The sequence below is a fragment of the Arthrobacter sp. TJ-265 genome, assembly GCF_058269135.1.
In genome coordinates this window covers 1-3910 of the sequence record NZ_JBZCND010000013.1, presented here as the reverse complement: position 1 = coordinate 3910, position 3910 = coordinate 1, and the positions used below count along the sequence as shown (strand labels likewise).

Sequence of the window (3910 nt, the reverse complement as noted above, 5' to 3'; positions counted from 1 at the left end):
CAGCAAAAAGAAATACGACAAAAGAACAAACCCACCACAAAAAGAAGCCGAATTCGACCACGCCTCACAGCGCACGAACCGACCACAGAATTTGAAGGGGATGGCCACCCACACCGGGGCAACTCATGAAACACTACACGTCGGACTGCGGTCGGGCAAACTGGGCCGGTGCCCGCGAGATCACCACACCGCACGAGAGCTCCTGACGTCGGCAACGGCCCCTGGCGGCGAGCGGCCGCACGAAGTAGGTGGCCCGGTGCGCCAGACGCCGGGCTGCCGGCAGGGTCCTCCGGGGGGTGAGCATCTGCAGGGAGGGGCTGGCCCGGCGCTCCAGGCGCGCCTGCCAGCACGATCCGACAAAAGCGTCTGGTGGTGAGCAGCACCACGAAGAAGCAAGTTCGCTAGTGAAGGTGCCGGTACCAGTTGGCGCGTGCAGAACCCCTCGATTGCTTTCGACAGGGGCAGCTATCGGCCCCCGACTCCCACCGACCGAGGTCCCAGAAGGCACCGGTGCAGACAGCACCCACTGATGCGCCTCCCCCATGATCGGTCCACGTAGGGCCCTGACGCCCCGGTTGGGGTTCCTCACGAACCAACAGCTCGGAGCGGGACAGCGGCGTGATGTGACCGCTCAAGTGGTGACATCACCAAGGATCAAGGACACACCGACACACAGCGGCGCGCACCAGCCCTGCTACGCCCCTCTCCGTCCCCTCCCGTCGGGTTCAGCGCAGCACAGCCCTGTTCACCCCCGGTCCAGCCCGGCCCAACCCAACCCCGAGCCCAGTCCAGCCCAGCTCCAATCGAGCCCAGTCCAGCCCAGTCCGAGGAGGCCGTGTCCACGGCTTGGGAGACCGTTCGAGGGGATTCCCACCGGCCCGATCAGCCCGTCTCCTCGAACTGGCAGCGCATTGGTCTTGGCCGATTCTCGAGTGATCGGTGCCGATTCGAACAATGAAGGCCGCTGACGTCGGAACCGAACGCGGAGTAGCCATGCAATCAACCAACTTCTGAGCAAGGGTCGAGTGTCGAAGCGACGACGGAGCGGCCAGCGCGTTCCTGTCAGGCGAATGGGCCGCTGGCATCCCTGTGCCTGCTTCTACGAGTGAGCCCGCCGCGGAGTCCTGAATCGGAACCCTCGCGGTGGGCGACCCGCAGCGGGACCCTTCGCCTCAGCGAGCCAGCCCGGTCGGGCCGGGAACGGGTCCGTCGCGATTTCTACCTCCCAGGCGAGCGATGAAGGTTCAGGAGTGATGCCTCCGGCAGCCTCGCAGCCCAAGGGGCACCGATATCGTCCAAGGACGACCACGGATGTCGAATTCCCCTGGTACATAACTCGCTTTCCCCGTCACTGAGAGCTTCCGGTCGCTGAGTGTACGTCCTACGCAGTCGGTACAAAGGGCTCGCTCGAGCCTCCGTCAGAGAATACGAAGAACGGGGCCGGCAGGTGGGGGCGCACCGTCGTTGGACGTGCTCACCCGACGAACCGGCAAATGAATGAGTGGCAACGTCGTTGGTGGGAATGGCTTTGCTGAGGTGGAGGTCATGCCTCGTCGGCCCTGATGAACGAGAGGCATCGGCAATTGTCGGGGTGGCGGTGGCCGCATGTGATCCGTCTTCATGTTTCCTTTCCCGATCGCGCGTATAGGTGGTCTCAGAGTGACTGTCCCGGTCCGGGTCGGGATTGCGATTCCGATCACGAGACATGAAGCGTCCAGCTGCTCCCACCTCACACCACGATTCGTGGAGGGAGCTTCACCCCGATGGCTCATGGAGCCGTCGACCGAGGCCTTCCGACCGCATGGACCTGCGTTATAGCGTGATTAAATGATTCTCCCCGATACTTCCCAGGACGCCGTGGCTGTTGCAGATCACTACGACGAGCTCGATCCCATCTATCGGCAGGTATGGGGTGAGCATGTCCACCACGGGCTGTGGGCGACGGGTCAGGAGACGCCCGCCGAAGCTGTCGAGGCGCTGACCGACGCGGTCGGCGATCGGCTGCACCTCATGCCCGGCGAGGCGTGCATCGACATCGGCTGCGGCTACGGCTCCACCGCCCGGCGGCTCGCGATGACACACAGTGTCCGCGTCACTGGCTTCACGCTTTCCGCCGAGCAGGCTCACTACGCCTCCGCGCATCCCTCACCCCACGTCGATATTCATCTCCGCGATTGGCTCGTCAACGGGTTGACCGATGGCTCGGCCGATGCCGCGTGGGCGATCGAGTCGAGCGAGCACATGGTCGACAAACCCAGGTTCTTCGCCGAGGCGCATCGCGTGCTGTCACCCGGCGGCCGTTTCGTCGTCTGCGCATGGCTCGCCGAGACCGAGGCCGGCAGTTGGAAGGTTCGCCACCTGCTCGAGCCGATCTGTCGCGAGGGGCGCCTGCCGTCGATGGGCACGCGTGAGGAGTATGAGGCGATGGCATCGGCTGCCGGCTTTGAGATCACGGGCTATGAGGATGTCAGCCACCGCGTAGCGCGTACATGGACCATTTGCGCCCGTCGGCTTATGAAGACCTTGCTCGTCGATCGCGAGACTCGTCGCCTCGCGCTCGGTGCACGCAATCGCATCTTCGTTCTGAGCATCCCCCGCCTGATTCTCGCCTACCGCACCGGTGCGATGCGCTACGGCATATTCACGCTGTCGAAAGCGGCGGAGGACGGGGTGCCACCAGAACCCGCTACGTCGATGCAGCGGGAGCCGGCCTGATCGTCGGCGCCGCTTCGGTCGGACTCTGACGACACACATCGAGGCAGCGGCATCGCGACCGCATCACCATAGGGGGGCTGGGCGACCAGCCGCACCGGGCACGCTCGATGCCAACCATAGCCACGCACCCTTCGGAGCCCAGTCCTCGCGCGTGTCGGCTCCTCGAGGGATCTGCGACGCGGCAGATCCCGGAGTTGTTCCTCGACCGCCCGGCCCACTCCAATTGACCGACCAAATCTCGACGTCGACCACGACGTCCAGCAGGTTCCGGGCGCAGTCGAAGAGCTTCTCTGAGGTCTCGAGCAGCAGCAGCCGGTTGGCCACATCCGGTCCGCGGATCGGCCGCGCCTTCCCCGGATCTCCCGCGTCTCCCGCGTCTCCCGCGTCCCCTACGTCACGGAGTCACCGGTCACGGGTCACGGGTCAAAGGTCACGGGGTCAAAGGGACCACGGGTCGAGGGGTCACGGGCTCACCGGTCGGGTCACGGGTCGAGGGGGCAAAAGGTCACGGCGCCACGAGTGCCACCGACTTCCGTCGCCATAGCGATGCTGAGATGAGATGAAATGCCCGGTCGATCACTGCGGTCCGCTGTCTGGTGCGGCGTGCTCGTGTCGGCGTCATCATGCCGCTACTTGCCGCCTCGCGACCTTGGCTGCCGTTGACCGGTGCCGATCATGGCGGACCGGGAGTGCCGGGCCGCCGGCACCGTACCGGCCGGGCGCACCGGCCTGCGAATGCAAGCCCGGAGTCGGGCGGATAAGTACCATCGCTGAGCTGGGGACCTGATTGCCTCGCGAGTCCGACATCTGGCCGCCTATCGGGGCCCGTCAAGTGTTGAAGCGAGTATCGGGGCCCCCGGCAGGCGTCCCGTCACCGCGGATCCAGACGGAGTCGGATCAGGGTCACCAATCGGCTGCTGCACATGGTGCCAGTCTGCTGTCTTGCGAGCCCGACGCTGGACCCGACGCTCAACCCGATGCTGGAAGCGGCCATCGACCGCTACTGAGCGAGTCCCGAAATTCGGGTCCAGTCAGGATATTCAGCTGACCGCTTGTGTCCTCTCCGCGCACGTCCTGATCCTTCGAGCACCGGTTCGCGTGGTGGGTGGGTGGTTAACGAGGAAAGACCCCACCGTGGTGGGGTCTTTGCTCGTGAGTGGTTGTCCGGCGGTGTCCTACTCTCCCACACTCTCTC

1 protein-coding gene is annotated in these 3910 nt (G+C 65.0%); it reads left to right on the top strand.

Features of this window, described 5'->3' with window-relative positions:
* Positions 1-1827 precede the first annotated feature (1827 nt).
* The gene (locus tag AC4D2E_RS17615) at positions 1828-2715 is read left to right on the top strand and encodes an SAM-dependent methyltransferase (protein ID WP_490911633.1); all 888 of its coding nucleotides are present in this window, start codon (positions 1828-1830) and stop codon (positions 2713-2715) included.
* Positions 2716-3910: the final 1195 nt, after the last annotated feature.